Genomic DNA, 26,924 nt, shown 5'->3' with positions numbered 1-26,924 from the left:
TAGTTTATGAGGCCTCTAAAGAAAGAGGCCTCATAAATGTTTTCCGCCGTTCAGGCGTTTGCCCGCTTCAGGTCCGGCGGCAACGCTTCATAGGCGAGCGACTTGAGCGCCTCGTCGAGCGGCAACACGGTCTGGCCTTCGCTGCCGAGACGGCGGATCGAGACCGCGCGGCTTTCGGCTTCCTTCTTGCCGACCACGAGGAGAGCAGGGACCTTCGCCAGCGAATGCTCACGCACCTTGTAGTTGATCTTCTCGTTGCGAAGATCGATCTCGGTGCGCAGTCCCGCCTTGCGGCAGGCAGCAAGCACTTCACGCGCGTAATCGTCGCCATCGGAGGTGATGGTGGTGACCACGGCCTGCACCGGTGCGAGCCAGAGCGGGAAGTGGCCGGCGAAGTGCTCGATCAGGATGCCGGTGAAGCGCTCCAGCGATCCGCAGATGGCGCGATGGACCATCACCGGCGTCACCTTGTTGGAGTGATCGTCGATGTAGAATGCGCCAAACCGGCCCGGCAGATTGAAATCGACCTGCGTGGTGCCGCACTGCCATTCGCGGCCGATAGCGTCGCGCAGCACGTATTCGAACTTCGGCCCGTAGAACGCGCCTTCGCCCGGATTGATGGAGGTCTTGATGCGGTTGTGGCCCTGCGCCGCGATCTGTTCGAGCACCTTCGCCATCACGGTTTCGGCGTGATCCCACGCCTCATCCGAGCCGACGCGCTTTTCCGGACGGGTCGAGAGTTTCACCGTCAGTTCGCCGTCGAAGCCGAAGTCGGCATAGGTCGACAGGATCAGTTCGTTGATCTTGAGGCATTCTTCCGCAAGCTGGTCCTCGGTGCAGAACACATGCGCGTCGTCCTGCGTGAAGCCGCGCACGCGCATCAGCCCATGCATGGCGCCCGATGGCTCGTAACGGTGCACGACGCCGAACTCGGCGATACGGATCGGCAGTTCGCGGTAGCTCTTCAGGCCGTGCTTGAAGATCATTACGTGGCCGGGGCAGTTCATCGGCTTGATCGCGAACCAGCGCTTGTCTTCCGCCTCGTCGCCGGCCGACTGCGCCGCGAACATGTTTTCGCGATACCATTCCCAGTGGCCCGAGGTTTCCCACAGCGACTTGTCGAGCATCTGCGGCGCGTTCACCTCGTCGTAGTCGCCCGCGAGGCGGCGGCGCATGTAAGCGATGATCGCCTGGAACACGGTCCAGCCCTTGGCGTGCCAGAACACGACACCCGGGCCTTCTTCCTGGAAATGGAACAGGTCCATTTCGCGGCCGAGGCGGCGGTGGTCGCGCTTCTCGGCTTCCTCAAGCTGCTTGAGATAAGCGTCGAGTTCTTCCTGCTTGGCGAATGCGGTACCGTAAATGCGGGTCAGCATCGGATTGTTGCTGTCGCCGCGCCAGTACGCGCCGGCCACCTTCATCAGCTTGAAGGCGTTGCCGACCTTGCCGGTCGAGGTCATGTGCGGGCCGCGGCAGAGATCGAACCAGTCGCCCTGATAGTAGATCTTGATCGGCTCGTTGCCGGGAATGGCATCGACCAGTTCGACCTTGAAGGCCTCGCCCTTGTCGCGGAACACCTGCTTGGTCTTCTCGCGGTCCCACACGTCCTTGGTGAACGGCTGATCCTTCGCGATGATCTCGCGCATTTTCTTTTCGATGGCGGCGAAATCTTCCGGCGTGAACGGCTCGTTGCGGAAGAAGTCGTAATAGAAACCGTTGTCGATCACCGGGCCGATGGTGACCTGCGTGCCGGGCCAAAGCGCCTGCACGGCCTCCGCCAGCACGTGCGCGGCGTCGTGCCGGATCAGTTCCAGCGCGCGCGGATCGTCGCGGTTGATAAACTCGATCTTGGCGTCGCGCGTGATCGGATCGGACAGATCGACCACTTCGCCATCCAGCGCCATGGCGACGGTGCGCTTGGCGAGCGAGGGCGAGATGCCCTTGGCGATGTCGAGGCCGGTGGTGTTTTTCGGAAATTCGCGCTGCGCGCCATCAGGAAAGGTGACGGTCACCTTGGTCGATTCGACGGGCTTCAGATTCGCGAGGCTGTACTTCAATGCAGGCGCGGCAGGGTCTTTGTCTGTCATGTCGTTCTCCTGTGGCTCACTCCTGCGAACGGGCGCAGGTAAGCGGTGGACCCGTTGTATAGCAGCGGATTCAGGCGGTGCAATGTTTCAGTTTCCAGTGAAACCGCTGATTTTAGGCCATACCGGCTAGGCCGGTGCTGTGGCCTTCGACATCGCCATCATGATCCCGGCGGCGGCGATGTTCGCCGCGACGCTGGCCAGTATCGGCAGCATGTAGCTGCCGCTGACGTCGAACGCGAAACCGGCGGCGCTGGGGCCGATCAGGGTGCCGAATGCAACGCTCGTATAAAGAATACCGATAATGCCGCTGACATTGCGGCCGCCGAAGTAATCCATCACGACGGCGGGCAGAACCGCGACCCAGCCGCCGTAGAACACGCCGTAGGCGAATGCGAAGACGGCGAGCGACCAGACGCCGGCCGCGACGGCCCAGATCGCCAGCGCCAGCCCCATGCCCACGAACATTACCAGCAGCGATGTCTGGCGGCCTATCCGGTCGGCGAGGCCGCCGAGAAAGAAACGCCCCACGGTGCTGCCGACGCCGATCACGCCCAGCAGCAGCACGGCGGACGCTTTCGTCACGCCATGGTCGATCGCATAGGGAACGAGATGCACGAACGGCACGAACACGCCGAACGAGCAAATCAGACACGCGATGTAAAGACTGATGAATTGTCGTGACCGGACCGCTTCGCCGACCGAGGCGCCCGCCGGTGTCATCGACTGAACGCCCGGCTGCACGGCGTCGCCATCGGGACCGAGGCCGCGGTCGCGCGGATCGTTTTCGATCAGCAGCGCCATGCCGGCGCCGAGGATGGCGGTGAGGCCGCCGAGAACGAGATAGGCGGTGCGCCATCCAAGCGTGTCGATGAAGAAGGCGGCGAGCGGCGGCATGATCAGCGTGCCGATACCGATTCCGCTGACGGCCAATCCCGATGCGAAACCGCGGCGTCTGACGAACCAGCGCTGCACCGCGCCGATGGCCGGCACATAGGACGCGCCGACACCGAGGCCGACGCCAAGCCCGTAAGCGATATAGACTTCGGTGAGATTGCGCGCGAGGCTTGCAGCGGCAAGGCCGAGCCCGATCAGGATCATGCCCGCGATGGCAAGGCGGCGGGACCCCCAGCGGTCGGCGAGGGGGCCGCTGACGATCCCCAATCCGAAATAGAGAAAGCCCGCCAGCGAGAACACCAGCGACACCGAACCGCGCGACGCGCCGAAGTCGCGCTGCAGGGATTCGACGAATGCGCTGAACGTATAGGCGCTGCCGAAACCCAGCATCATTACGGTGAACGCGGCCGCGACCACGAACCAGCCGTAGAACACGCCGGGACTGGAGATCGTTCGATCGTTGGTCATGGTTTCTCCCTGGGGCTGCCAGTGCGCAGCTCTTTTTGTTCAGACCAGTATAAATATCAAGATGGTGTCGGTTGATGTCAACCATTAAAAATGGTTTAGTCGTGTCGAAGGAGTTTCTGTGTTGAAGGCGTCGCGAAAGTTCAAGGTACCGGACGAATTGGCCAATCTCTACGATTTCGCCAACACGCTCGACCTGCGCCGGTTCACGCATCACGGCGTGCAGCATCCACAGAGCGACGAACTCAGCACCGAGGCGGGGCTCGCAGCGTGGCTGGCGGAGCGGAAGCTGGGTTCCGGCGGAAAGATCAGGCCCGCGATGTTCGCTGCCGCGCTTCAGCTTCGCTCCAGCGTGCGCGACTATCTGCAATGCGATCTAGGCGAGCGGTTGAAGAACAAGACCCTGGGTCGGTCACTCAACCGGATGACGCAACATTTTCCGCTCGCCGTCGAGGTGCGTGACGGCGGGATGACATTGCGCCCTGTGCGGGACGATGCGCTGGCCGGCTTATCGGTGGTGATCGCGGAGCTGTACAACGCCGGTGCGAACGGGACGCTGGCGCGCCTGAAGATGTGCGCCTCGGACGAATGCCGCCGGATTTTCTACGATCGATCGAAGCCGGCGACGCGCCGCTGGTGCGTTTCAACCCTGTGCGGCAACCGCATGAAGACGCGGACCTATCGCGAGAGACATCAGGGCGTTGTGTGATCTCCCGCACGCATGGCTTTCATGCAATTGCATTTAACCGTTCGTGTGCTAACACCGCGGCGTGAAACGCTTTGCCCCCACAGCCTTGATGCTCGGCAATTTTATCACCGGCGTGAGTATCCTCGCGCCGGCGGGAATGCTGCCGGAACTGTCGCGCGAATTCGGCGTCTCGATTCATGAAGCAGGACTGCTCATTACATTTGGCGCAATTGTGCTGTGCATCTGCTCGCCGGTGTCGGCGTGGCTGACCAGCCGTTTTGATCGGCGGGTTCTGCTGTCGGTGACTGTGGCGATCATGGCCGCCGCGCAGTTTGCCTCCATGCTTGCGCCCAACTACGCGACACTGATGGCAATCCGGCTGGTGATGCTGGCGGTCGCCGCGCTGTTCACGCCGCAGGCGGCGGGCACGGCGGCGATGATGGTGCCGCCGGAGCGGCGCGGCAGCACGATGTCCTATGTGTTTCTCGGCTGGTCGCTGGCGCTGGCGGTGGGACTGCCGCTGGTAGCCTATGTCGCGAGCCATATCGGATGGCGCGTCGCCTATAGCGGTATCGGCGTTATCGCGCTTTTGAATCTGGCGCTTCTCATCTGGCGGATTCCCGGCGGCCTTGTCGGTACGCCGGTCGATCTCAAGACGTGGGGCGATCTCGCGCGCAATCCACTGATCGTGCTGCTGCTCGTCATCACCGTGCTGCAGACGTCCGGCCAGTTCGTGGTGTTCACGTATCTGGGGCCGTTGTTCGAGAAACTCGGCGGAAGCTCCCAACTGGCGATCATCGCGTTCGGCATTTACGGCGTGATGGGCTTCATCGGAAACGTGATCGCGAGCCGTGTGGTCGATACGTGGGGCGCCTACCGGACGTCACTGACGGCGATTGCGATGCTGCTGGTTGGAATTGCGATGTGGGCGCTGGGCGCGGGCCTGGTTCCGGTGATGCTGGCGTCGATGGTCCCCTGGGGCATGGCGTTCTCATCGGCCAACTCGATGCAACAGGTCCGGCTTGCCGGCGCGGCGCCGTTGTTCGCGAGCGCCACGGTCTCGCTGAACACGTCGGGGCTTTATGTCGGCCAGGCCATCGGGTCGGGTATCGGCGGCTTTCTTTTCTCGCACGAAATGTATTACGCGGTCGGCTATGTCGGCGTCGGTTTCCTCGTGCTGGCGCTGATCACGGTGTTTCTCTCGCGGCGATGACTTGAATCGCGTTCCGGCCTAAGCTGCTCTCGCATTACGGGGGCGGGGAATTTCATGCGTTGTCTGTTCGGACTGCTGGCCGTCATCATGTTGTCCGGCTGTGCATCGCTGCCGCCGGCATGCATGCGGCCCGCGCAGGCGATGGCAACGGCTGAAATGTATTTCGGCCGCAACATCGGCAACCGCGTCGGTGTCAGCGATGCCGCCTTCGCCGACTTCACCGCGCGCGAATCTCGGCGCGATCGCGGAGGCCTACAAGCGGACGTTCCGGCAGGAGTCGGTGCTGACGACGGTTCGCGCGAGTTGCGCGACGTTCTAATTGCCCTCGTTGACGCCGCGCCATCGTGCGTAGCGCCACGGCAGATACCAGCGTGCATCGGCGGAGAGAGCGCTCGGCACGTTGTCGATTCCGGATGTTCCCCAGGGCTGGCAGCGCAACAGCCGCGCCAGCGTCATCCAGCCGCCCGCCCACAGGCCGAACCGTCCGATGGCTTCGTCGCCGTAGACCGAGCAGGTCGGCAGATGGCGGCAGTTGAAGCCGATCAGCGGCGAGAGCGTGTGGCGATAGATCCAGATCATTCCGCGGCCGGCGTTGCGCGGCAGATTCTGAAGTCCGCCGGCGCAATCGGGGCATCGGATGGAATGTTTCATGAGGTTGCCTTGCCGGATTTTCGAGCGCTTGCCGGATTTGCTGGCGTCCGGATGATGAGTTCCCGCGCAGGGAACCGCAACATGTTGTCTTTCGCGCCACACTACACAGATTATCGCACGATTTTGACTGCGCCGCAGCAAAAGTCGAATGGACGCAAATCCCGTCCGCCATTACGCTTTGATTACGCCTGCGTGACAGAATCGTCTTAAAGCGGGCCGGTCTGTTGTGGGCCCGGGGGCGGGGAAGGAACTACGTTGTTCGTCGTGAAGTCGCTTGCATTGAGCGGCTGGGCGCGACTTTGCGCTGCCGCCATTTTTCTTGCGTTGCCTGGCTCCGCCATGCTCGGCAGCAAGGTGCGCGCCGCGACGACTCTCGAAGAACGCAAACTTCCGATGAATTTCAAATGGCACGGGGCGACACCCGCGTGCGATCAGGACTGCTCGGGCTGGATCTCGGCGGTGGGCGTCATCACCTCTGATACATCGTCGCAGTTCGAGGAATTCTCGAAGGGCCGCAATCTCAAGGGCAGCACGGTGGTGCTCGATTCCAGCGGCGGATCGGTGCTGGACGCCATCGCGCTCGGGCGGCGCTGGCGCAATCTCGGATTGCGCACCACCGTCGGCATCGTGATCGAACGCGAGAATAAGGGCCTCGTCGGGCGCGACATCATTCCCGAGGCCTACTGTGAATCGATGTGCGTGTTCCTGCTGCTGTCGGGCAATACGCGCTATGTGCCGGATGGCGCGCGCGTGCGCGTGCATCAGATCTGGATGGGCGACCGCGCCGACGATGCGAAGGCCGCGACTTACTCCGCCGACGATTTGATGATCGTCGAGCGCGATATCGGCCGACTTGCGAAATACACCTTCGATATGGGCGGCACCGGCGATCTGTTGTCGCTCGCGCTCAGCGTCCCGCCGTGGGAGCCGTTGCATCAATTATCCGCGGACGAACTGCGCCTGACCAATCTTGTGACTCTGGATACGGTGGCCGATGCCAAGCGGCGGTCTGACGATGTCGTGGGCAGCGTGACGCCGAAGGCGCAGGATCGCGTTGCAAGTACACCCGCTGTTGCCGTCAGCACGCCTGCGATTTCGGTTTCCGCCGCGGCCGAAAAGGGTCCGCGGCTTGCCCCGGGAACGCGAACCGCTGAGGCTCACGCGCCGACCGGCGGCGCGGCACCAGCTACTGCTGAGCGGAAGTAATCGTCAGGCTTGCGCCGGGGCGAGGGTGCCTCCGGCTTTTGCCTCGATCTGGCCGATGGCATCCACCACCGCATCGAATGTCAGCATGGTCGAGGCATGGCGCGCCTTGTACTCGCGTACCGGCTCAAGCACCGCAACGTCCGCCCACTTGCCATCGGGCGGCGCGCCGTTTTCCTTGAGCATCTTGCGGACGGTCTCGCGCAGCTCGCGCAACTCCGTCGCGTTCGCGCCGATCACATGGCGGGCCATGATCGAGGAAGAGGCTTGTCCCAGCGCGCAGGCCTTTACGTCGTGGGCGAAATCGCTGACCACGCCGTCCTGCATTTTGAGGTCGACCTTGACGGTCGAACCGCACAGCTTGGAATGGGCGGTCGCCGAGGCGTCCGGGTCAGCAAGCCGTCCCAGATGTGGGATATTGCCCGCCAATTCGATGATTTTCTTGTTGTAGATGTCGTTCAGCATGGCGGTCGAATTCGCTGTTGCATGAGACCCTTTCCGCTGCCGCCCTTGGCGGCCGCGGCTCTGAGCCTATATAATGACCTGGATGCAGGAATAAACCGCCTGCATTCCAGCGATGCGGGGAAATATAGACGGATTTCCTTGGGATTTGCTGCGAACATGCGGGATAGGCGTCCGGCGGCTCTATTGGCTGCTGCGGCTAACCGGTGACACTCCGGCCCTCCATCGAGGTTGTCATGGACAAGGGCCGGTCGAACGGAGACGAAATGGACGCGATCATCAAGCCGATCCGCAGCGGCAAGCCGGCGGACAAATCCGAAATTCCTGCTTCCGACTACATGGCATCAGCCATCGATCCCGGTCTGGTTCGCCCGTCCCGGAGCGAGGCCGAGGCTGCGGTCAAAACGCTGCTGGCTTATATCGGCGAGAACACCACCCGCGAAGGCCTGCTCGATACGCCGCGTCGCATGGTCGAAGCCTATGACGAACTGTTTCAGGGTTATACCCAGTGCCCCGCCGAAATCCTCGACCGCACCTTCGGTGAGACGGCGGGCTATGACGATTTCGTGCTGATGCGCGACATCAACTTCCATTCGCATTGCGAGCATCACGTGATGCCGTTCTACGGCAAGGCGCACATCGCCTACGCTCCGGTGGATCGCGTGGTTGGCCTGTCGAAGCTGGCGCGTCTGGTCGATGCCTTCGCTCATCGCCTGCAGACCCAGGAGCATCTCACCGCGCAGGTCGCCGGTGCGATCAACGCCATCCTCAAGCCGCGCGGCGTCGCGGTGGTGATGGAAGCCGAGCATACCTGCATGTCGGTACGCGGCATCGCCAAGGAAGGCGCCAAGACCCTGACGACGCGCTTCACCGGCGTGTTTCAGGACAATCCTGACGAGCAGGCCCGTTTCCTCAACATGGTGCGCGGCGTATAAGCCTTTGAACGAAGGCGTCCGCGCCTTCTCAGACAAGGTGACACCGTGACTTCATCGCACACCCACTCGCATGACGTCGAAGAAGGGCTGACGTTTCAGCCCAAATTCGACGCGTCCGGCCTCGTGACGTGTGTTGCCACCGACGCCGCCTCCGGCGACGTGCTGATGGTCGCGCACATGAACGACGAGGCTTTGCGCAAGACCATCGCCAGCGGCGAGGCGTGGTACTATAGCCGCTCGCGCAAGGCGCTGTGGCGCAAGGGCGAAAGCTCCGGCCATGTTCAGCGCGTGATCGAGATGCGGATGGACTGCGATCAGGACGCAGTATGGATTCGCGTCGAGCAGACCGGGGCGGCCTGCCACACCGGGCGTCGCTCATGCTTCTACCGCGCCGTCACCGGTGAAGGTGGCGAGGCGAGGCTGACATTCATCGACGCCGACAAGGTGTTCGATCCCGCCAAGGTCTATCGCTAGAGGGCGGCGGGAGGGACGGCCCTCGTGGGTCAGTCCTTCGGAAGCCGGCGCTTGGCCCGCTGATCCTCGATGCTCCAGAACAGAGCGGTCGATGCGATCAGCAAGCAAGCAATCAGCCCCAGGAAGGCCCATGTCGCGCTGACTGCACTGAGTGCGTTGATCATGCTCACAACCCCTGCAAAGCTTGGACCGTAAAGCTTAGATCGTAAATCATGCCAGGACTGCATGGCTGCTGATGCCAGGCACGAGCCGGCGAGCATCCAGGGCATTAACGCCCTGTTAACCATAAATGCGGCACGCTGCGCAGCATTCCGTGCCTGAACCGCAGAAGTGGACCCTACAACAAGGACAGGCGCGTTCAAGGATTTAAGCGCGTTCAGGGGAGCGGACGCCAAACATGGCGGTCGATTCGACAACCATCGGTGCTGGGCTGGATTCTGCACGCGCGAAAATCGCGGGCACGATCAAGAATGCGGCCAGCGCGACCGGCGCCAGCTTCGAGTATCTGATTTCGGCTGCGAAAATCGAATCCAACCTCAATCCCAAGGCGCAGGCTTCGACATCGTCGGCGCGGGGGCTTTTTCAGTTCATCGAGCAGACCTGGCTCGGGACGGTGAAGGAAGCGGGGAGCGCATTCGGTTTCGGCAAGTATGCCGACGCGATCTCGAAATCCGGGTCGGGCCGTTATTCGGTCAGCGATTCCGCCACGCGCGATGAAATTCTGAAGCTGCGCGACGATCCTGCCGCCAACGCCGCAATGGCGGGCGTGCTGACGCAATCCAACAGCTTCAAGCTGACCGGTATGATCGGCCGCCGCCCGACCGACGGCGAACTTTACATGGCGCATTTCATGGGCGTCAGCGGCGCGTCCAAGCTGATCTCGAAGGCCGAGGACAGCCCGGGTGTGTCTGGCCCCGCGATGTTTCCGAGTGCGGCGGCCGCCAACCGCTCGATCTTCTACAATCGCGACGGCAGTGCGCGCAGCGTCTCGCAGGTCTATTCGGTGCTGACGTCGCGCTATGACGCTGCGGCGAATTCCCAGACGGCGCGCACCGCGATGGCGGCTGCCGGTGTTACGCCCGGTTCGCGCATGGCGGCGGCACCTGCGCCGATCGACAACGCGGCCTATCTCTCGAGCTTCCCGCAGGTTCGCACGCCCGACGCTGCGCCCATGCAGGTCGCGTCACAAACGCCCGCCCAACCAGTTTTCCGTTCGCTGTATCAGACTGGAGATCGCCCCGAGCCGGTATCAAACGCCGTTCGCGAACTGTGGGGCAACAACACCTCGCTGACCAAGCCAATGCCGGCGGGCGGCGCGGCCCGGACGGAGGCCTCGCAGGGCCTCGGACTGTTCAGCGATTCGACCGGCGTGTTCAGTGGGTAACTTTTCGTGCCGCGGGACATCTTTCGCACAAGGGCAGGGGTAAAATCGCGGTAGGCGACTCGCCGCCGGCTGCAATAACGTCAGCGACCTCATCGCGGGTCCATACCCTTGATCTATGCCTTCATCCTCATCGTCGGCTTCGCCGCCGGCATCATCAGCGGCATCGTGGGCACCGGCTCCTCGATCATGCTGCTGCCGGTGCTTGCCTACGCCTTCGGGCCGAAGCAGGCGGTGCCGATCATGGCGATTGCGGCGATCATGGCGAACCTTTCGCGCATCATCGCGTGGTGGCGGGAAGTCGACTGGCGGGCTGTTGCCGCTTACGCAATTCCGGGCGTACCCGCTGCAGCGCTTGGCGCGCGGACGCTGCTCGCGCTGCCGCCGGGCGTGGTGGATGTCACCATCGGTGTGTTCCTGATTGCGATGATCCCGCTGCGGCGCTGGATGGTGGCGCATAACTTCTCGTTGCCGCTGTGGTCGCTCGCGATCATCGGTGCGGTCGCGGGCTATCTCACCGGCATCGTGGCTTCGACCGGACCCATTACGGTGCCGATCTTCATGTCCTACGGCCTCATCAAGGGCGGGCTACTCGGCACCGAAGCCGCCGGATCGCTGGCGATCTACATCAGCAAGGCGATCACGTTCCAGCGCTTCGACGCGCTGCCGCTCGACATCATCCTGAAAGGATTGATCGCCGGCTCGTCGCTGTTCGCCGGCGCCTTCATCGCCAAGCGCTTCGTGGTGAAACTCGATCCCGACGCGTTCCGTCTGCTGATGGACGGGCTGATGCTGGTCGCGGGCCTGTCGATGTTCTGGAGTGCAATTCAAAGCTGAGACTTTGATTCAGCTTTGAATCGCAGCTCGTTGATCCGACTCACGTTGGCAGTGAACCCTCTGCATAAAGTTCCGCGAATTCCTTGCTCGGCGGAATCGGCTTGATCACGTCGATCAGCACGCCGTTGGGGTCCGACGTGATGAAGTGGCGCTGCCCGAAGGCTTCGTCGCGCAGCGGGATCAGGATCGGGAGGCCCGCCGCCTTTGCCTTGGAGTACATCTCATCGGGATCCTCGACTTCGAAGTTCAACAGCAATCCCGACACCCGGCCACGGCCGACCTTCGGGATCGTTTCGTGGCTGCCATTCAGGACGGCGAGATTGACCGAGGCGTCGGCGCTCGACTGGAGATGGATGTACCAGTCCGCTCGGAACTTCTCCTCGAAGCCGAAATGCGCCGTGTAGAAGTCGGCGGTGGCATACACGTCGTGGGTCATGATGACGGGGTAATAGCTGGTGATTTTCATGGTGGTCATCCCTTGCCAGTTAACATACAGTCTGTATGTTTAATCGCAAATAACATACAGGCTGTATGTATGCAAGAGTCCGATTCAAAGAATTTGCCGCGCTCAAACCGCGACCGGACAGAGAAGACCCGGGCAGCCCTCATGCAGGCGGCCCGGTCCCTGTTTGTCGATAAAGGGTACGGAGACACCTCTACGCCGGAAATCGTCGCGACAGCAGGCATTACGCGCGGCGCGCTCTACCATCACTTCGAGGACAAGCGCGCGCTGTTCAGGGCCATCGTCATGGACGAGGCGCTCGCGGTGGCCAGCGCCATCGAGCGGGAAGCGCCGGCTGGTTTGAGTCCCATCGATGCGCTGCTGAGCGGAAGCGCAGCCTATCTCGATGCCATGCGCGCGCCGGGACGAACGCGATTGCTGTTGATCGAAGGACCCTCGGTTCTCGGCCTAGCAGAGATGAAAAAACTCGACGAGGACAATGCAGCACGCACGCTGCGCAGCGGCCTCGAAGCGGCAATTGATACGCGTGGCTTGCCGTTTGCGGCGCTCGGAGATCTGTTGTCAGCGGCCTTCGATCGCGCGGCGCTCGCCATCGATGCCGGCGAAGATGCGCAGGAGTACGCGGCAGCCATCGCGGTGTTGATCCGCCGCGTTGTCGGCGGATAACTCCGGGCGCCGTTGGGTTAACAAAACATCAACGAACACAGCCGTTTATGGTGAACGTTTTCTTAAGTGTCATGGTTTACGGTTCGTAACAGTGGCGTCGCGTCGCGGTGCCTTGGCATGTTGCGTAAGCCGGAACACCCATGATCGTTCGGCAGTTTATTAGTTGGGTTCGCACTGCTCCCGCAGGGGAGCGCGCAGAGGCGACGCGGTGTCTGGCCCGCGCCTGGCTCGTTTCCGATTTATCGGAAGACGATCGCGCCGCCGCCGAAGGCGCGCTGCTGATGCTTCTCGACGATGCGTCGCCGCTGGTTCGGCAGGCGATGGCTGAAATTTTCGCCCATTCGATGGACGCGCCATCTGCCATCGTCGCGGCGCTCGCCGTCGACCAGGCCTCGGTCGCGGTTTCCATTCTCGAACATTCACCGCTGCTGCTCGACTCCGATCTCGTGGACATCGTTGCGACCGGAAATTCCGAGACGCAATGCGCCATCGCGCGCCGCTTCGATCTGCCGCCGTCGGTTTGCGCGGCAATCGCGGAAGTCGGCTGTGCGTCATCGGCACTGGAATTGATTGAAAATCGCGCAGCCCAGTTGGCCCCGTTCTCGTTGGCGCGCATCGCCGATCGTCACGGCCATCTCGCCGCGATCCGCGAGTCACTGCTGACGATGGATGAATTGCCCGCTGCTGTGCGGCTTGGGCTGGCGCAGAAGCTTTCTGACACGCTGATGCAACTGGTGGCCGCGCGCGACTGGCTTCACCCCGATCGCGCCCGGCGCATCGCAGGCGAGGCGATGGAGCGCTCCACGGTCAACATCGCCGCCCAGACGCGCGGCGCGGATATGACCGCGCTGGTCAGTCATCTGCGCTCGATCGGCCAGCTCAATGCCGGGCTGATCCTGCGCGCATTGCTGTCGGGCAATATCGAACTGTTCGAGGAGTCGCTGGTCGAGTTGTCCGGTTTGCCGGCCAGCCGCGTGGCCGCAATCGTCCATGATCGCGGCGGCGGCAGCCTGAACGCGCTGCTCGCGAAAGCCGGCTTGCCGGAATCGACCTATCGCGCTTTCCGCGCCGCGCTCGAAGCGTCCAACGAAATCGGTTTCATCGGTACGGTCGCCGGCGCGACGCGGCTGCGCCGGCGGATGGTCGAGCGTGTGCTGACGCAGTGCGAGACATCGGAAACGGTGTCGGAGCCGCTGTTGATCCTGCTGCGCCGCTTTGCGACAGAGTCGGCGCGCGAGGAAGCGCGTCTGTTCTGCGACGATCTCGCGGCGGAGGATTTTGTCGGCACCCTGAGTGCGCACGCTGCCGCCGAACAGATCCGCGACTATACGTACGAGCCGGACGCGGTGTATCCGGAGCAGCAGGAATACGAGGCCGCTGAAGTTTACGCGGCGGTTGATCACTACGATGAGGTTGAACACTACGCATCGGCTGAGGACTATACCCGGGTCGAGGACTATGACTATGTCCGGGTCAAGGAGTACGCTCCGGTCGAGGAATATGCTCGGGCCGAAGACGACAACGCCGCTGATCGCTACGCAGATGTCGCTGACGACCATAGATATCGCGATTACACGTACGACGACCGGCGCATCGCGGCGTAATCCTTTCTGACGTTATTTCTGTCAATTACTATCGTCGTCCCGGCGCAGGCCAGGACCCATAACCACCGGTTTCTCTGTAATTAAAGAGAGTGGTTTCCGTCGTACGCTGATGATCCAGGGATGATGGGTCCCGGCCTTCGCCGGGACGACGCCGTAAATTATCTCAGCCTTCCGGCACGATGCTCGGCGCAAGCACTGCTTCGAGGTGCTCGGGGCGGTCGCGGTTGACGTGGATGAGATACTCGTCCGCGACGCCGCGCAGCTTCTTGCTCAGTTCATCCGCCATGCCGACGGCGGAGATCCGCGACTGCTCGCGATAGATTGCCTGAATCGCGTTGACATGATGTTTGATCAGTTCGCCCGGCACCTGAGCGAGATCCGGCGCATGTTCGATGATCCGGCACAGGCTTTCCGCCGCCGCAGCAGCGGTGGGAAAGCCGAACGTCGCGGCGCCGCCCTTGATGTCGTGTGCTGCGCGAAAAAGCTCTTCGCGATTCTCGCCGTTCAGTCCGTCGCTCGCGATTGCGGCATAGGCCGCGCTCAGCCGATCACACTCCACCTGCATCCAGTCCTTGAATTCGCCGGACAGGCTAGCGAGTGCCTTTTCGGCGCGCGCGACAGGATCGTCGATGTCCTTCTCTTCGGAATACCGCACCATCTTGCGCAGCGGATTGGGCTGCGAGATGACCTGATGGTCCGCGAAGGTATCGACCTTGATTTCTGTTGGCGGCTTGCGGGCCATGAGTTTTCCTAGTTTCCGGAGCGGGCTTTTTCGAGCAGCGAGGGCTGCTGCATGATTTCGGCGTTGCCGCCACTGCGGCGCTCAAGGCCGATGTAGGCGGCGTTGGTGTTGCGGCGCCGGTCCGGTCCGAAGTAGTTTTTCGTCTTGATGAAGGGCCGGGGATTGGCCACGACATTGAGGATGCGCTGATAAAGCCCCTTGGCGGAGATCGGCTTCGCCAGGAATTCCGTGACCCCGGCATCGCGCGCCACCATGACGCGGCGCTTTTCCGAGTGGCCGGTCAGCATGATGATCGGGGCGTAAGGATTACCCGCGCCGTCCGGCTGGCGGATCATCTGCGCGAGTTCGAGCCCGTCGAAAATCGGCATCGACCAGTCGGTGATGACGATGTCGGGGACGTAGTGGGAATACATTTCGAGCGCGGTCGCGCCGTCTTCCGCCTCATAGACTTCGCGCGCACCAAACGAATGCAGCAGCGTGCGCAGAATGCGCCGCATGTGCGCGTTGTCGTCGCACACGAGAAACCGCAGCTTGTTGAAGTCGATAATGAACATGCGCAGCCCGAGGTGGCGCACCGGGAAAACAGGGTACACCTCGCATTAACTATATGCGGCCGCCGTTAACGAATGGTTATCCACGCCGGGCCGGGAAAGCCGGGCGCAGGGGATTAGAACCCGAACTGCTCGCTGAGAATGCGCTCTTCCAGGCTGTGGCCGGGATCGAACAGCATGCGGATCGAGATGGTCTTGTCCGCGATGATTTCGACTCGCTGCACGTCGCGGGCCTCATCGTGATCGGCGACAGCGGCGACCGGGCGCTTGTCGGATTCGAGAACCTCGAACACGACAAAGGCGGTGTTGGGCAACAGCGCGCCGCGCCAACGGCGAGGGCGGAACGGACTGATCGGCGTCAGCGCGAGCAGCGCGGCGTTGATCGGCAGGATCGGCCCCTGCGCCGAAAGATTATAGGCGGTCGATCCGGCAGGCGTCGCCACCATGATGCCGTCGGAGATCAGTTCGGCCATCCGTTCGTGTTCGTCGACCAGAATCCGCAACCGCGCGGCCTGATGGGTCTGCCGGAACAGCGAGACCTCGTTGATGGCGTGATGGATATGCACCTTGCCGTGGATGTCGGTGGCGCGCATCAAGAGCGGATTGATGACGGTGAGCTTTGCCGCTTCCAGCCGGTCGATCAGCGAGTGCGGGCTGAACTCGTTCATCAGGAAGCCGACGGTGCCCCGATGCATCCCGTAGATCGGGATGCCGGAGCGCATGTGCCGGTGCAGCGTCTGCAGCATCAGGCCGTCGCCGCCGAGCGCCACCACCACGTCGGCCTTGTCGGACGGCTGGTTGCCATAGGTGGCGACGAGCTGGGCGAGGGCCTGTTGGGCCTCCTCGCTCGGTCCTGCCACGAAGGCAATCCGCTCGTATTTCTTCGACGTCGTCATGTCAGCCCCCGAGGCGCGGGCACGAGGTCGTGAACGCGCGGGTTTCGTCTATACGAGGTTTTCAGGGGTTGTCGAGGCGCGATCAGGCCGCGCAAAACAGCCCCGCGCGGCCGATGACCGACCCGCGGGGCTTGATCCACCGGTTAACCAAGGCGGCTAACCGTGTATCCGGTCAATAGGACGTCCGGCCGCCGGTCAGCGCGGAAGCCAGCGATTGATATTCGGCACTATCGCGGCCCGCCAGGGCTTCGATCTTCGCGAGATGATGCTTCGCCTGTTCGCGGTTGCCCTGTTCGACCTGCCACAGGCCGTAATACTGCCAGGTGCGGACGTGGTCCGGATCGGACTTCAGCGCGCGCTCATACCAGACACTGGCCAACTCGTAGTTGCCCAGCTTGCGATACGAATAGCCGATCAGGTTGGCGACATCGGCGCGGTCGTCCTGACCGAGCGCCTTGAGCTGCGGAATGGCGGCTGCGTAGTCGTTCTGCTCGTAGATCGTCGCATAAGCCGTGCGATAGCCCTGGAGGAAAGCGGGATCCTCGATCGACGATTTCTTCTCGCCCTTTTTCTTGGACTCCGCTTTGGAACCCTTCGATTTGCTGCTGTCGGAGGCGGGAGGAGGCGAGGGCGTATCCGAACCGGCGGCTTGCGCCAGATTGATGGTGGGCGCCGCGACGAACGCAGAAAGAATGAACGCCAGAGATATCTGCCTGATGGTCAAGTTGCTCATGCCAAGCCTCCGTTGATCAGCAAAACGATCCTATTCTGTTTGTACGTCTTAAACACCCGCCGGGTTCAAACATTCCTGCGATTTCCCGTCATAATTCCGGCGGTTTTCAACCGGCCGGGGGCGTCGGCGCATAACCAAACTGTCATCCAGATGAACGAAAGCCGCTGGCGCGCTTCAGATTGAGTTCAGCGCGCCGGGCCTAGCGTTACTGGGACGATCGGCACCCGGCCATTCGACCGGCCACCTCTCGATCGCGTGAAACAGGAGATATCCGATGCTCAAGACGATTTCCGCAGCCCTGGTTGCCGCCTCGATGCTCGCCGCGCCTGCCATGGCTGCCACCGTGATGAAGACCGAAACGGCGCCCGTCGCCAAGTCCGAAACCATGAAGCCGTCGGTTGCGAACGCCAATGCGAAAGTGAAGGCGAAGAAGGTCAAGCATCACAAGGCGCACAAGAAGACCAGTGCTGTTGTGAGCAAGAAGCACATCTCGTCCACAGCGCCTGTGAAGCATATCGCCGTGCAGAAGAAGGGCTGATCCCCTCTGACGTTTCGATATTTCCGTGGGTTGCTATTGCATAGCCCCCGCATCGAAGCGGCTCATGGAAAGAAGAACGGCCCGCGATCATTGTGAGATGAGCGCGGGCCGGGCTTCTTAGAGATCAGCAAATCAGGTCAGAACGTCACGCCGGCTTTGAGCATGTAGACACGGCCGGGCAGAGGGTAGGCGCTGTAGTTACCGCTCGTGAACTGGCTGGCGATGGCGTAGTCGTAATAGAGCGTATCGAACACGTTGATGACTGAAGCTGACCAGAAGAACCGGTCGTACTGGCCGCTCACTTTCAGGTCGAGCGTAGCATTGGCGGGAATCAGCGACTGGTTGTTGCGCTGATCGTTGTCCATCCGCCTCGCACCCCAGAACCGCACGTTGGCATCGATTACGGCGTACTTCTGCCAGACATCCCACGTCGCGCCGAGATTGCCGCTGACCTTCGATACGAGCGGAACGTCGTTGCCGGTGAAAGGGCCTTCCTCGAACACGGCCCGCGTATAGGCGATGCCGCCTCTCAAGCGGAAGGTGTCGGTTACGGCCAGCGAGAAGCTGGTCTCGCTGCCATAGCGATGGGTTGGGTCGAGATTAAGATTGTATCCAAGGAAGGGGTTGAAATGGATCTCGTTCTTCAGGTGCATGTCGTAGATGCTGGACTGAAGTTCGAAACGCCCCGCACGGACGCGAATGCCGCCTTCAACGTCGTATGATGTCTGCGTCTTCAGGGCAAAGTTGCTTGGGATCGGGTTGAAGAACGGATCGAGATGCGGTCCTGCACCCACGCGCTCATCCACATTCGGCGTGCGGAAGGCGCGGGCCGCCCGGCCGAACACTGCGAAGCTGTCGGTAAAGCGATGTTCGAGGCCGACATGCAGCGCGTGCTGGGTTTCGCTGGAGTTCAGCGGAGCATCCTGGGCACTGGAATAAAACGGCTGGGTCGGCGCGGTCGGATCGTAGCGATCCTTTGCGCTGACGCTGGTGTTCTGGACGCGTGCGCCATAGGAGAAATCGGTGGTCGGCAGAACGCCGATGGTCTGCTGCCAGTAGCCGGCCACGGTTCGCTGCGAGAGGTCGTAGGCATGGATCGGAGCAAGGCCCTTGGCCTTGCTGCGGTCTGAATCATACGTCGCATCGTAGTAGTCGATACCGGTCAGAATGTTCGAGCGCAGGCCGAAGATGTCATTTTTGATGCTCAGGCGTGGCGTGATCGACCATGTCGTCAACGTGCTGTCGACATAGTTGTCGGCGAACGTTCCGAAAAACGATCCCTGCTGCAACTTGTGGCGCACGCCGCCATCGACGATCAGTTCTGCGCCGTTCCAGAGCGTTTTGGTGAAGCCTGCGGTTGCGTTGGCGCCTTGCTTGTCGCCGAAGTCGAACGGCGTCGCAGCGCCGCGACGATCCGTGAGGAGCAGATTCGTGGTGGCGGTGACGAGCCTTCCGCCGGGAAGGCCAATGTGTTGATCGTCGCCGGACAAATTCAGGAACGCGCTGAAATCCGGAGTTGTATAGCGGACCTCGCCGACGGCGTTGCGCTGATCGGTCTTGTTGTTGACGCGATAGCCGTCGGACTTGAAGACGTTGGCGAACGCTGCCGACGACCACGGGCCGTGATTGGTGGAAAGTGAAACGTTGCCCTGGCTCGAATTGAACGAGCCGACGCCGCCCTCGACGCGCATCTGGATCGGCTTGCCGACGCCAGCGCCTGTTTTGGTGATGACGTTGATGACGCCGCCAACGGCGTTGTCGCCGTACAACACTGCGCCGCTATTGCCCTTGGTGACTTCGATGCGTTCGATCGACTGAAGCGGAATGGTCGACAGATCGACGCCTGCAAGATCGAGATCGTTGATGCGGCGGCCGTTGATAAGAACGAGTGTGTTTGCTGTCGCGAATGCGCCGAAGCCGCGCACGTCGACGGTGGTGCCCACGCCGTTGACTCCGCCGAACAGGCTCTGCAACTGGACGCCCGGAATGGTCGCCAGCACGTCCTGAATGGTCTGCCCTGGCGAGCGTGCGATGTCCTCTGCGGTGATGACCGCGGTCGAAGCGCCGACGATGCCGCCATAAAGACGGCTGGCATCGACGTTGATCGGCGGCAATGCGCCGCCAGCGTTCTGCGCAAGGGCAGGGTTTACGAGCGCCGTGCCTGCGAGGCATGCCGCTGCGAATGACGCTCTGAGCGCCGCTGCCGGAAAGAGAGATCTAGGAAAAAGAATCACGTTTGAGCCCCGCCGATGCATGTGATCGCAGAGGCGCGGTGAAGACTCGCGCAGGCATGACGATGCGCGGCAAGCGAACGCTGCCGGACTTTACGTCGTGACTGAGGAAACAGGCCATCGGCCGAACCTCCGCAACTGTTACGTCACGTCACCGCTGCGGAAATGCCGCCCCTTCGCACGCCCCGTGCGACGGAAGGATGACCGGTACAGGCAGGTCTCCTGGCTCGCGGATCGTCGCCGTTGCCCGCCTTCCCAAGCCCGGCTGTAACGCCTTCGCTCAGTGGCCTATTGGACAACGACTCACCGTTGACAGTTGCGGGGGCAGCTTCGGACTAGCCGTGCAAGCTTCACGTTGAAGAGTCTGCACGGCGGCACCGAATTCCCTATTCGCCAGCTTGCGCTGGCACCTGTGCCGTGGTTGCAATCAATCGGCGGAGGGTTGCCTTGTCAATGACACATTGAGCAAGAAACCCAATGCCATGGCTCAGGTTGCGGACTTCATCGGGATGCGTTGCAAATTGGTGACATATGGGCCGCGCGCGGCGGCGGTGCTGCTGGCGCTCGCTGTGGCCGGCTGTGCCGGGATCGGCGGCGCCGACAGCCTGTCCTACACCGCCGATCGCGGAGTTGAAAACCAGCCGTATCCGGCGAACTACCGTCCCGAACTGCTCGCTCTGCTGCGGACCTATCTGAACGATCCAACCGGCGTGCGCGAGGCCGGGATTTCAGAACCAGCACAAAAGGAGGTTGGGGGCCGGCGCCGCTATGTCGTGTGCGTGCGTTTCAATGCGCGCGGTGCGGGAGGGCGCTATGTCGGCGTGAAGGAACGCGCGGGCATGTACATCGACGGACGGCTCGATCGCATCATCGAGGAGACCGAGGATCTTTGTAAGGGTGTGGCCTTCGCCGCGTTTCCCGAGATGGAAAAGCTGACGCGCTAATCCCGCGCTTCAGCAACTCGTCATTGCGAGGAGCATTTGCGACGAAGCAATCCAGTCTTGCTTGTTGATTCTGGATTGCTTCGCTTCGCTCGCAATGACGGTGCTGATCTATATCTCACGAAAAATGCTGGACGATCGCTTCGAAACCCCGTCGCCAGGCGCGGTAATTCTCGACGTCGAGCGGGACGGGTTCAGCCGCCACGCGAACGATCACCAGTTCGCTGACGGGATCGATATAGATCCACTGGCCATGGATGCCGATGCAGCACAGCGTCCGCCGCTTGCGGTCGATCTGATAAAATTTGCTGCGATAGGCCGCATCGGGAAACATCTCGGCGAATTCGCCGCGCGCCCATGCCTCCGGATCGCCGTTGTCGTTGATGTCGTCGATCCACCAGCCCGGGATCACCTGTTTACCGTTGGCGACGCCGCGTTGCCGGATCATTTCGCCGAAGCGGGCGAGATCGCGCGGCGCGGCACAGATGCCGCCGGCTGCGCGCATCGCGCCTTCCGCATCAAGCGTGATGTAAGCGTCGCTTTCCGCGCCGAGCGGCGTCCAGAGATATTCGCCGAGCAGATCGGAGAGGGCGCGGCCCGCGGCGCGCTCATAGACCCAGCCGAGCATGTCGGTATTGGTCGAGACGTAATGGAACGCGTGGCCGTGGGCCTTGCCGTCGGGCTTCTGGGTGGCGAGATACTCACGCAACTGCATTGTGCTTTGGCCGGGCTTGATGACATCCCATCCCACCGCGCGGCGATAGCGCGCCACATCGCCGTCCGGATCGACATAGTCCTCTGTGAAGGCAATGCCGACCGACATGTCGAGCAGATGCCGCACCGAGCAGCCGCCATATACCGACGACGAGACCTCGGGGACGTAATCGGTGACGGGACGGTTGGGATTCAGAAAGCCCTTGTCCGCGAGAATTCCGCCGAGCGCGCCGGTGATCGACTTGCTCACCGAAAACACGATATGCGGCGTGCGCGCGTCCATGCCGCTCGAATACCATTCGGCAACGATCCGCCCGTGCCGGAGTACGACAAATCCCTTGGTGTTCGTCGTGCGGAGCGCCTCGCGCAGCGTTGTCGGACCCTTGTTGCCCTCGAAGGCGACGTGACCGATTTCAGCCAGCGAACTTTCCAGCGGGGCGGGATGCTTCGACGCGGCGATGTTCGCTGTCGGCAATACGCGCCGGACGTTATGAAAGCTCCACTCGCTGTAGGGCTGGGTGCGCCAGTTCGCCAGTGTCACAAGGTTGTCACGCGCCGGCGGGAATTCGTTCATGAGATTTTTTGCAGGACTCTTCGCGGTCGATCTGGCTGACATTCGTTTCTCCGGAGTCCGATCCAGCGGGACTGAATCGTTTGTTGTTGTTCTTGGGCACAGCCGGGGAGACTGCGCGCCCGCATTGTGCGTGTTAATCGGCGCAAGACAACACTGCGCCGCACAACCGGAGCGGAGATCCGGAAAGAATCGGACTCGGAAAGGGCGATCTGGCAAGAGGGTCGGCGCAAAACAATGCGCGAGACTCTTCGCCGGGGCGGCGTTCATATCTCGGCAAGACGCGGATGATTCTCAGACAGCCTTTTGAGGAGCCCTTAGCCGTGAACACAATATTGGTCTTCACTTTGGCCGTTGCTGCCTCGCTCAATGCCTGGTGCCTCAGCGCCTATCTCTGAGCTGCATAGGCGCACTGATACAAAACGGCCGAATCGGTGAACCGATTCGGCCGTGCTGTTGAGCGAGAGGTTATCCAAGTCGATTACTTGGCGTTCTCCGAATACTTAAATGCAGGCATGGCCTTCAATTGCTCCTTGGTCCCGCTCATGACGGCGTGATCGGGGTACCATTCGTTCTTGGTTGTCGCAGCCATACCGCTGCCCGCAGCGCCTGTCGTTGTCGACGGCCTTGTGGTTGTCGAGGTTCCTGACGAACCCGGCATCTTGTCTGCTGACGCCGAGCGGATCGGCTCATCGACCCATTTCAACTTATCGAAGGTCACTGCGATGTCGTGCTGACCGACGCCAAGGAAACCGCCGACGCCGATGATGACGGCATTGATCTTGCCGCTCTTGTCGAGAATGATTTCACTGATGTCGCCGAGCTTCTCGTTGGCGTCATTGTAAACCGCCAAGCCGACAAGCTTGGATGCCCGCCAGTTACCCTTCAGGTTCATCTGCTCGCTTGATGCCGACGCAGCCGGAGCAGGGGAAGGCGATGCTGGAGTTGTGGTCTGTGCGAACGCTGCTCCACCGGCCAACGCGGTTCCAAGCAAAGCTGCCGCCACATATTTCTTAATCATCAGACTCTCCTTTCAATAATGCTATTGAAACTGGAGAACCCGAACCGCTCGCATATGTTCCGGGGAACTGACGCTGTTCCTCGCGTCAATTTAGCAGGTTGCGCGGCACTTTTTCAGAGCGCAAAGGAACCTCGCCGTTTTCAATCGCGGCATGAAGCGTGTTCAGTTGTGCCTCGAGATATTCGTTCGCGGCCAACAGCGCCATCAAGGCGCCGCGTGTGTCACCGCCGCACTGTGCAATGACATCATCAAGGGCATTTTCATAGCGGTCATCATGCGGCTTCGCTAAACTCATGATCGTCCTCGTTCCGGGTTTTGCCTGACTCGCCAACTACCTGTGTGGTTAACGGTGACCGGATGGTGACCGTTCCAAGGCGAGCCGATTTGTCCACGCAATTCACAGGGGTTTTCGCGCTTTTCAGCGCTTCCGGCGGGAATATTTCGGTAGCGTGCACGCGCTATTTCGCGGCCTGATTGACAGCCCAGATGTCGAAGACCCCAAGGTTGTAGAGGAACGCGAGGACGGCGAGCACGCCGATCGCCGCGATCATGTACTTGTGGTGCGCGCGGAACCCGCCACTGCCGTTCATGCAAATCTCCCGCGCGCGATGCGCCACTTGATGCATTGGTGACGTAAATTGCATAACAGCGCAAATCGGACGCGCGGCCTCGGGCCTGGCCGCAAAAGGTCGGCGCGGTCTTGTCCCGGAGCGGCGGCGCTGATAGCTGTTCCCCCGTTGCCGGTTTAGCTCAGCGGTAGAGCAGCGGTTTTGTAAACCGAAGGTCGGGAGTTCAATCCTCTCAACCGGCACCACAAATCCGCAAAGCGGCAGCCGCTGCCGGGCGTTAACCTTCCACTTTCCAAAACCTTATTGAAATCGTTCGCAATTGAGCGAGCGCGAATGCTTACGCGTTAGGCTTACCTGACGATTGGGCGGGGCCTTTAACTCCTGATACGTCCCGCTGGACTAGGGTGCAGCTTCAACCAAGGCATCATTCCATGCGCGCGATATTGGCTCTGGCGATAGTGATCGGAACGGCGGCCACAGCGGCGGCCGATACCGGTCCGCAGATCGTGATTCCCGGCCGTGCGGGCGTGCCCGTTATCATCAACGGACGCGACGTATCCTATTCGGTCATCGAAGGCGAATGGGGCCTTGCGAAACATTTCAGGAATACGGCCCGGGTCTATGGCGGCTGGGACCGCTACATCGGCCCGGAGGTCGGCCACTATTATCCGAGCGCCGGGCGCACGCCGGGCTATGGCCGTCTCGAGATTCAGCCTTCGGCCAATCGCGCGCTGCCGCAGCCGGCCGAGAGCTATCATCGCTCGTGGTCCGCGCAATCCGCCCCGCCTGCGCCGCAGCAGCATTACGATGTTCCCGAATATCCGACGATCATCGAAGCGCCCCGGGATAGCTATCGGCCGAACGGCTTTCGGCCTGATCATCACAGCTACCGGCCGAACGGTTTCAGGCCCGATCTGAAGAAGTAGACCACAACCAAAACAAAAGTGTTCCAACAGGAGAGTGTTATGCGTCAGATGATTGCAGGATTAATTGCGGGCGTGGCGTTTGCCGCGACGATGGCGACGGCAGCGCCCGCGCAGGCGTGTGCGTTGACCGACCCGTGCGGCAACTACGGCTATGCCTACAACTATGGATGCGGTTACAGCGTGTGCGGCGTTCGCCAGCGTCTGCCGGATCCGGCCGGCCCGCAGTACTACTGGGTCAACCAGGGCCCGACCTATACCGGCCCCGGCAATTACGCTCCGCGGCCGGTCTATCGGGAGCGCACCGTGATCGGTTCGCGCTATTATGGCCGCCCTTATCGCTATGGTTACCGCCATGCATACCATCATCGCGGGCATTACCATGCGCATCGTCACTACGGTCATCGCGTGAAGCCGCTGCGCTACAAGTACTGATTTTCGGACGATCTGAAATCCGGAACGCCCGCTTGCGGCATGCAGGCGGGCGTTTTGATTCAGCCCATCAGGCCGAGGCGGGTCGATCCAATATACAGCGCGAGTGCAGCTGCATTCGACACGTTGAGGCTCTTGATCGCGCCGGGCATGTCCATGCGCGCGACGAGGCTGCAGGTTTCGCGCGTGAGCTGACGCAGGCCTTTGCCTTCCGCGCCCAGCACCAGCGCCAGCGGGGCGTGCAGCGGCACGACGCTGAGGTCACCCTGGCCTTCGCTGTCGAGGCCGACCGTCAGGAAACCTGCCTCGTTCATTTCGCCGAGCGCGCGATGCAGGTTCGGGACTTCGACAATCGGCACAAGCTCGAGTGCACCAGATGCGGATTTCGCCAGCACGCCGGTTGCCTCGGGACTGTGCCGCCCGGTGGTGACGATCGCCTTGACGCCGAATGCCGCTGCGGAGCGCAGGATCGCGCCAACGTTGTGCGGATCGGTGATCTGGTCGAGCACCAGCACGATGCCGTCCTGCGGCAGTTCATCGATGTGCAAACCGGGCAGGGGATCGGCCTCCGCGAGCAGGCCCTGATGCACGGCATCCGGCCCGAGGCGGCGGTCGATGTCGCCGGGATGCACCAGTTCCGGCGGAACGCGGGTGTCGATCTTCTCGTCGGCGAGCCGCCGGGCGACATTTTCGGTGACGAACAGCTTGCGGATGCGCCGCTGGGGATTGGCCAGCGCCATGGTGACCGAGTGCCAGCCATAAAGAATGACGGGACCTTCGCCTTTGGCGTGCCCCTTCGCGCCCTTGGCGTCGCGGTCGCGCCACTGAGGGCGTCCGCCCTGAGGCTTGCCTTGATGCCGTTCCGGGCGCTCCCGATCGCGGTCGCCGCCGCGTCCGCCTGTTTTCGGGCCTTTGAAACGTGATTTCCGGTCTCGATCGCTCATGCGGCCTTGTCCCACGGGGCTGGAATAATGGCAATTTTCGGCTTTGGGCAGGATCGCAACGACCTGTCATATTCGTCCCCGCCTTGGTTGACTTTACCCCGGCGCTTCGCCCATAAACGCGCCGACCGGGCGCCCGTTTACGGGCACGCTTTTTACCGTCATCCATGGCCGTTCAACCACCCCCGTTCGGGTGGGCGAGGGTGTCGGATGACGTCGAGCGGGGGAGTGTCCCGAGTGGCAAAGGGAGCTGACTGTAAATCAGCCGCCGTATGGCTTCGAAGGTTCGAGTCCTTCTTCCCCCACCAATCTAAGATCGCCCGGAAATCGTTTCCGGGCGATTTTTTCTCGGTGGTACCTTGTAACCGCCGAATGTGTTGCGGCTGACATATGGTCCGAACACAATTTGGACATTCTTGATGACTTTTCGCGTCTCATATCGCTGGATGCCGGCCCTGTTGATGCTTGGTTTGTTGGCCAGCGGAGCCGCTGTGAAGGCGGCAGATGTCGGTGCTCCGTCGCCCTCTCTGCCAATCCAATCGCTCTTCCAGCCCGAGCCGCTTGCGAAACGGTCCTATGGTTTCGACGTGCGTCTTGGCGGCTTTGCCCATGCAGTTGGAAGCGCGGAAGCCAATACGTTCGACGCCAGCCTTCAGGTCGTTCTTCCCAAGTTTCTGGCAGATAACTATGGGTGGTGGAATTTCCTGAATCCCCACACCTACGTCGGCGGAATGTTCAATACCGGCGGCCGCACCAGTTCGGTCCGGGCGGGCTTGCTGTGGCAAATTCCGTTCACCGAGCGTTTCTTCGGCGAAATCTTTTTCGGTGGGGCCTATCACGACGGCTCCAAAGCAGGCGACGCGACCCACAATGCGCTTGGCAGCCGCGCCCTTTTCAATGTGGGCGGATCGATCGGTTACCGCTTTACGCCGCAGTGGAGCGTACTGGTGACGTTCGACCATCTGTCGAACGGCAAAGAGGTCTTCGGCACCGGCTTCGACAGGAATGTCGGCATCAACAATTACGGCGCCCAGGTTTCCTACGCCTTCTGAAGCCTCTTACGTCTTCTGAGTTCTCTCAGCAGCGTCACGCTGATGA

Annotated in this window: 31 protein-coding genes, 2 tRNA genes and 1 riboswitch; of the genes, 17 read left to right on the top strand and 16 right to left on the bottom strand. The window is 61.7% G+C overall.

The features are described from left to right. Positions 1 to 50: 50 nt before the first annotated feature. Both thrS and HNQ36_RS09265 read right to left on the bottom strand, forming a co-directional pair. Entirely contained in the window at positions 51 to 2,087 is a 2,037-nt protein-coding gene (thrS, locus tag HNQ36_RS09270; RefSeq protein ID WP_184083969.1) for a threonine--tRNA ligase, read from the bottom strand. Positions 2,088 to 2,213: 126 nt separating this feature from the next. Next, the gene (locus HNQ36_RS09265) at positions 2,214 to 3,449 is read right to left on the bottom strand and encodes an MFS transporter (protein ID WP_184083967.1); all 1,236 of its coding nucleotides are present in this window, start codon (positions 3,447 to 3,449) and stop codon (positions 2,214 to 2,216) included. Between the two features lie 118 nt (positions 3,450 to 3,567). Between HNQ36_RS09265 and HNQ36_RS09260 the strand changes: the two genes are divergently transcribed. From HNQ36_RS09260 to HNQ36_RS26160, 3 genes are all read left to right on the top strand, one after another. Then, positions 3,568 to 4,155 (top strand): CGNR zinc finger domain-containing protein, encoded by a 588-nt coding sequence (locus HNQ36_RS09260; RefSeq protein WP_184083965.1) that lies wholly within the window; start codon positions 3,568 to 3,570, stop codon positions 4,153 to 4,155. Positions 4,156 to 4,243: 88 nt separating this feature from the next. After that, complete coding sequence (locus tag HNQ36_RS09255; protein ID WP_184084156.1) at positions 4,244 to 5,347, top strand: MFS transporter; 1,104 nt, start codon at positions 4,244 to 4,246, stop codon at positions 5,345 to 5,347. A 199-nt stretch (positions 5,348 to 5,546) separates the two neighbouring features. Then, positions 5,547 to 5,666, top strand: a complete 120-nt coding sequence (locus tag HNQ36_RS26160; RefSeq protein WP_246395323.1) for a DUF3574 domain-containing protein — start codon at positions 5,547 to 5,549, stop codon at positions 5,664 to 5,666. Here the strand turns inward: HNQ36_RS26160 and yidD are convergent. Continuing rightward, complete coding sequence (gene yidD / locus HNQ36_RS09245) at positions 5,663 to 5,998, bottom strand: membrane protein insertion efficiency factor YidD (protein WP_184083963.1); 336 nt, start codon at positions 5,996 to 5,998, stop codon at positions 5,663 to 5,665. The genes HNQ36_RS26160 and yidD overlap by 4 nt on opposite strands. A 255-nt stretch (positions 5,999 to 6,253) precedes the next feature. On the opposite strand from yidD, the gene HNQ36_RS09240 reads away from it, so the two are divergent. Further along, on the top strand, positions 6,254 to 7,204 hold the full coding sequence (locus tag HNQ36_RS09240; protein ID WP_246395322.1) for a COG3904 family protein: 951 nt from the start codon (positions 6,254 to 6,256) through the stop codon (positions 7,202 to 7,204). Between the two features lie 3 nt (positions 7,205 to 7,207). Here HNQ36_RS09240 and HNQ36_RS09235 read toward each other — a convergent pair whose 3' ends face one another. Next, entirely contained in the window at positions 7,208 to 7,666 is a 459-nt protein-coding gene (locus HNQ36_RS09235; protein ID WP_184083961.1) for an iron-sulfur cluster assembly scaffold protein, read from the bottom strand. Between the two features lie 263 nt (positions 7,667 to 7,929). Between HNQ36_RS09235 and folE the strand changes: the two genes are divergently transcribed. Next, a complete protein-coding gene (gene folE / locus HNQ36_RS09230; protein WP_184084152.1) occupies positions 7,930 to 8,598 on the top strand; it encodes a GTP cyclohydrolase I FolE in 669 nt (222 codons plus the stop codon). A 45-nt stretch (positions 8,599 to 8,643) separates the two neighbouring features. Next, complete coding sequence (gene hisI / locus HNQ36_RS09225) at positions 8,644 to 9,072, top strand: phosphoribosyl-AMP cyclohydrolase (protein ID WP_184083959.1); 429 nt, start codon at positions 8,644 to 8,646, stop codon at positions 9,070 to 9,072. Between the two features lie 29 nt (positions 9,073 to 9,101). On the opposite strand, the gene HNQ36_RS26435 is transcribed toward hisI, so the two are convergent. After that, on the bottom strand, positions 9,102 to 9,236 hold the full coding sequence (locus tag HNQ36_RS26435) for a hypothetical protein (RefSeq protein ID WP_283814024.1): 135 nt from the start codon (positions 9,234 to 9,236) through the stop codon (positions 9,102 to 9,104). 233 nt (positions 9,237 to 9,469) lie between these two features. Between HNQ36_RS26435 and HNQ36_RS09220 the strand changes: the two genes are divergently transcribed. After that, the gene (locus HNQ36_RS09220; protein WP_184083957.1) at positions 9,470 to 10,456 is read left to right on the top strand and encodes a transglycosylase SLT domain-containing protein; all 987 of its coding nucleotides are present in this window, start codon (positions 9,470 to 9,472) and stop codon (positions 10,454 to 10,456) included. A gap of 108 nt (positions 10,457 to 10,564) precedes the next feature. Beyond that, positions 10,565 to 11,290 (top strand): sulfite exporter TauE/SafE family protein, encoded by a 726-nt coding sequence (locus HNQ36_RS09215; RefSeq protein WP_184083955.1) that lies wholly within the window; start codon positions 10,565 to 10,567, stop codon positions 11,288 to 11,290. A gap of 40 nt (positions 11,291 to 11,330) precedes the next feature. On the opposite strand, the gene HNQ36_RS09210 is transcribed toward HNQ36_RS09215, so the two are convergent. Then, on the bottom strand, positions 11,331 to 11,756 hold the full coding sequence (locus HNQ36_RS09210; RefSeq protein ID WP_184083953.1) for a VOC family protein: 426 nt from the start codon (positions 11,754 to 11,756) through the stop codon (positions 11,331 to 11,333). 69 nt (positions 11,757 to 11,825) lie between these two features. Between HNQ36_RS09210 and HNQ36_RS09205 the strand changes: the two genes are divergently transcribed. Together HNQ36_RS09205 and HNQ36_RS09200 are read left to right on the top strand one after the other, a co-directional pair. Further along, positions 11,826 to 12,419 (top strand): TetR/AcrR family transcriptional regulator, encoded by a 594-nt coding sequence (locus HNQ36_RS09205; RefSeq protein WP_184083951.1) that lies wholly within the window; start codon positions 11,826 to 11,828, stop codon positions 12,417 to 12,419. 140 nt (positions 12,420 to 12,559) lie between these two features. Continuing rightward, positions 12,560 to 14,023, top strand: coding sequence for a DUF2336 domain-containing protein (locus tag HNQ36_RS09200; RefSeq protein ID WP_184083949.1), 1,464 nt, complete (start codon positions 12,560 to 12,562; stop codon positions 14,021 to 14,023). Positions 14,024 to 14,186: 163 nt separating this feature from the next. Here HNQ36_RS09200 and HNQ36_RS09195 read toward each other — a convergent pair whose 3' ends face one another. The 4 genes from HNQ36_RS09195 to HNQ36_RS09180 all read right to left on the bottom strand — a co-directional run bounded on the left by HNQ36_RS09195 (position 14,187) and on the right by HNQ36_RS09180 (position 16,945). Continuing rightward, a complete protein-coding gene (locus HNQ36_RS09195) occupies positions 14,187 to 14,765 on the bottom strand; it encodes an Hpt domain-containing protein (protein ID WP_184083947.1) in 579 nt (192 codons plus the stop codon). 8 nt (positions 14,766 to 14,773) lie between these two features. Beyond that, positions 14,774 to 15,319: a response regulator gene (locus HNQ36_RS09190; RefSeq protein ID WP_046829484.1), complete on the bottom strand. Its 546-nt coding sequence runs from the start codon at positions 15,317 to 15,319 to the stop codon at positions 14,774 to 14,776. Positions 15,320 to 15,432: 113 nt separating this feature from the next. Then, on the bottom strand, positions 15,433 to 16,212 hold the full coding sequence (locus HNQ36_RS09185) for an NAD kinase (RefSeq protein WP_184083945.1): 780 nt from the start codon (positions 16,210 to 16,212) through the stop codon (positions 15,433 to 15,435). Positions 16,213 to 16,384: 172 nt separating this feature from the next. Continuing rightward, a complete protein-coding gene (locus HNQ36_RS09180; protein ID WP_184083943.1) occupies positions 16,385 to 16,945 on the bottom strand; it encodes a tetratricopeptide repeat protein in 561 nt (186 codons plus the stop codon). A gap of 274 nt (positions 16,946 to 17,219) precedes the next feature. Between HNQ36_RS09180 and HNQ36_RS09175 the strand changes: the two genes are divergently transcribed. Next, a complete protein-coding gene (locus HNQ36_RS09175) occupies positions 17,220 to 17,483 on the top strand; it encodes a His-rich protein BRANT (RefSeq protein WP_184083941.1) in 264 nt (87 codons plus the stop codon). Between the two features lie 137 nt (positions 17,484 to 17,620). Here HNQ36_RS09175 and HNQ36_RS09170 read toward each other — a convergent pair whose 3' ends face one another. Continuing rightward, positions 17,621 to 19,738, bottom strand: coding sequence for a TonB-dependent receptor (locus HNQ36_RS09170; RefSeq protein WP_184083939.1), 2,118 nt, complete (start codon positions 19,736 to 19,738; stop codon positions 17,621 to 17,623). Positions 19,739 to 19,909: 171 nt separating this feature from the next. Then, positions 19,910 to 20,143, bottom strand: a riboswitch (cobalamin riboswitch). An 80-nt stretch (positions 20,144 to 20,223) separates the two neighbouring features. Here HNQ36_RS09170 and HNQ36_RS09165 point away from each other — a divergent pair. Further along, positions 20,224 to 20,658, top strand: coding sequence for a hypothetical protein (locus HNQ36_RS09165; protein ID WP_184084150.1), 435 nt, complete (start codon positions 20,224 to 20,226; stop codon positions 20,656 to 20,658). 115 nt (positions 20,659 to 20,773) lie between these two features. On the opposite strand, the gene HNQ36_RS09160 is transcribed toward HNQ36_RS09165, so the two are convergent. The 4 genes from HNQ36_RS09160 to HNQ36_RS26430 form a co-directional block, all read right to left on the bottom strand. Then, the gene (locus tag HNQ36_RS09160; protein WP_184083937.1) at positions 20,774 to 21,985 is read right to left on the bottom strand and encodes a serine hydrolase domain-containing protein; all 1,212 of its coding nucleotides are present in this window, start codon (positions 21,983 to 21,985) and stop codon (positions 20,774 to 20,776) included. Between the two features lie 436 nt (positions 21,986 to 22,421). Further along, a complete protein-coding gene (locus HNQ36_RS09155) occupies positions 22,422 to 22,961 on the bottom strand; it encodes a PRC-barrel domain-containing protein (RefSeq protein WP_184083935.1) in 540 nt (179 codons plus the stop codon). 85 nt (positions 22,962 to 23,046) lie between these two features. Next, the gene (locus tag HNQ36_RS09150; RefSeq protein ID WP_046826877.1) at positions 23,047 to 23,256 is read right to left on the bottom strand and encodes a hypothetical protein; all 210 of its coding nucleotides are present in this window, start codon (positions 23,254 to 23,256) and stop codon (positions 23,047 to 23,049) included. A 163-nt stretch (positions 23,257 to 23,419) separates the two neighbouring features. Then, positions 23,420 to 23,551 (bottom strand): hypothetical protein, encoded by a 132-nt coding sequence (locus HNQ36_RS26430; RefSeq protein ID WP_283814023.1) that lies wholly within the window; start codon positions 23,549 to 23,551, stop codon positions 23,420 to 23,422. A gap of 149 nt (positions 23,552 to 23,700) precedes the next feature. Between HNQ36_RS26430 and HNQ36_RS09145 the strand changes: the two genes are divergently transcribed. From HNQ36_RS09145 to HNQ36_RS09135, 3 genes are all read left to right on the top strand, one after another. Beyond that, a tRNA-Thr gene (locus HNQ36_RS09145) sits at positions 23,701 to 23,775 on the top strand. A gap of 186 nt (positions 23,776 to 23,961) precedes the next feature. Continuing rightward, on the top strand, positions 23,962 to 24,456 hold the full coding sequence (locus HNQ36_RS09140) for a hypothetical protein (RefSeq protein WP_184083933.1): 495 nt from the start codon (positions 23,962 to 23,964) through the stop codon (positions 24,454 to 24,456). Positions 24,457 to 24,495: 39 nt separating this feature from the next. Continuing rightward, a complete protein-coding gene (locus tag HNQ36_RS09135) occupies positions 24,496 to 24,888 on the top strand; it encodes a hypothetical protein (RefSeq protein WP_184083931.1) in 393 nt (130 codons plus the stop codon). Between the two features lie 59 nt (positions 24,889 to 24,947). Here HNQ36_RS09135 and HNQ36_RS09130 read toward each other — a convergent pair whose 3' ends face one another. Next, positions 24,948 to 25,829 (bottom strand): TrmH family RNA methyltransferase, encoded by an 882-nt coding sequence (locus HNQ36_RS09130; RefSeq protein WP_184083929.1) that lies wholly within the window; start codon positions 25,827 to 25,829, stop codon positions 24,948 to 24,950. A 219-nt stretch (positions 25,830 to 26,048) separates the two neighbouring features. Here HNQ36_RS09130 and HNQ36_RS09125 point away from each other — a divergent pair. Together HNQ36_RS09125 and HNQ36_RS09120 are read left to right on the top strand one after the other, a co-directional pair. Further along, positions 26,049 to 26,134 (top strand) — tRNA-Tyr (locus HNQ36_RS09125). Positions 26,135 to 26,245: 111 nt separating this feature from the next. Further along, positions 26,246 to 26,878, top strand: a complete 633-nt coding sequence (locus HNQ36_RS09120; RefSeq protein WP_184083927.1) for an acyloxyacyl hydrolase — start codon at positions 26,246 to 26,248, stop codon at positions 26,876 to 26,878. Positions 26,879 to 26,924 lie beyond the last annotated feature (46 nt).

The organism is Afipia massiliensis (genome assembly GCF_014203115.1).
Classification (GTDB): Bacteria; Pseudomonadota; Alphaproteobacteria; order Rhizobiales; family Xanthobacteraceae; genus Afipia; species Afipia massiliensis.
Note: the sequence above shows the minus strand (reverse complement) of the source record. Positions and strands in the feature narration are given on the sequence as shown.